The sequence below is a fragment of the Polaromonas sp. P3_C2 genome, from assembly GCF_056402675.1.
The window spans coordinates 1-1,349 of sequence record NZ_JBFUGX010000913.1 but is presented as its reverse complement, the minus strand read 5'-3'; the positions used below and the strand labels follow the sequence as shown (position 1 = coordinate 1,349).

Annotated in this window: 2 protein-coding genes; one reads left to right on the top strand and one right to left on the bottom strand. The window is 58.2% G+C overall.

The genetic code is table 11. The features are described from left to right. Positions 1–331, top strand: a 331-nt coding sequence (locus AC1DWI_RS23325) for a glutathione S-transferase C-terminal domain-containing protein (protein ID WP_477725937.1), incomplete at its 5' end; no start/stop codon positions are given. A 651-nt stretch (positions 332–982) separates the two neighbouring features. On the opposite strand, the gene AC1DWI_RS23320 is transcribed toward AC1DWI_RS23325, so the two are convergent. Beyond that, positions 983–1,349: glutathione peroxidase (locus tag AC1DWI_RS23320; protein WP_477725936.1), on the bottom strand; the 367-nt coding region annotated here is incomplete at its 5' end.

Sequence of the window (1,349 nt, the reverse complement as noted above, 5' to 3'; positions counted from 1 at the left end):
GGCCGACGGCCTGATCGACGCCGCCATCCTGGCGCGCCTCGAAGCCACCTGGGCCGGCCGCAGCGTCAAGCAGCGCAGCGACGCCTGGATCGACCGCCAGATGGGCAAGATCGAAGCCACCCTCAAGGCCATGAGCACCGGCCTGGGCGACAAGTCGTTCTGCAGCGGCATCCACTTCAGCCTGTCCGACGTCGCGGTCGGCTGCGCGCTCGGCTACCTCGACCTGCGTTTTGCGCAAATCAACTGGCGTGAGATGTATCCGAACCTGACCAAGCTGCAGGACAAGCTGATGCAGCGGCCCAGCTTTGCGGAAAGCATTCCGCCGGGCTGATGCGGGTACTGAATGGTGGAGGAGGCGGCTCTTCTCGCCGATGTTCTCGCTGATGCCAAATCACCAAATCGCATACAAACTCAAGACGCCGCCGGCTATTTGCTATGCATTTGGTAGCTGCTTGCGCCCGTCTTTATTGGGCCCTGGCTACTATTCGCGTTTGAAATTGGTTCAAAAACAGGCTCAAGGCCTCTTTCAACGCCTCTTGGGCAGCCCTTTTCAGGTGTTTTGAGGTCGAGACAGCCTGATTTCAGGCGTCAAAATGGCCTCCGACCTAATCAGAGCGAGCGCAAGCAGCTATCAAAATAATAGCGGTTGCGGGGCTTTACGGGTTTCCCGGTCATCACGATGGAAGTTCACCAGGCCATCGGCGGTGAACTTCAGGCGGGCACAACGCATGTGCTGGCCCTGGCCCGGCAAAGGGCCGGAATATAAAAATGCTGCGAAGCGCCCCGGCGCGAACGAGGGAGGGAGGGAGGAGGAGGAGCGCCCCGGGATTGCAGCTGAACCTGGACGGCTCAGAAGGCTTCGCAACAATGAAACTGTTCTCTTGCCAGCGCTACCGGTGAAGGCAAATCGCGCTTGCAGAAGTATGAGAGCACAAGTGCGGGGTAGTTCCCGCAAATAAAAGATCCCTCAGGTAAATTTTTGTTAACGGGCCGCGGGCTTGATGGCCAGCTGTTTTTCGATTTCTTTGACCAGCGCGCCGCCGGCCGGGTCGGCCATGGAGTTGAAGCTGGTGACGCCGACACCATCGCGTGCAATGACGTATTTGTAAAAATTCCAGCGCGGCGTGGTGCCTGTTGTGGCCGCCAGCTTCTGGAACAGGGGATTGGCGTCTTTTCCGGTCACGCTGGTTTTGGTGAACATGGGGAACTTCACGCCGAAGGTGTTTTCGCAGAAGTCCGCGATCTCCTTGTTGCTGCCTGTTTCCTGCGAAAAATCATTGGATGGAAAACCCAGCACCACCAGGCCCCGGTCTTTGTATTTGGCGTAGAGCGCTTCAAGCCCCTGGTAC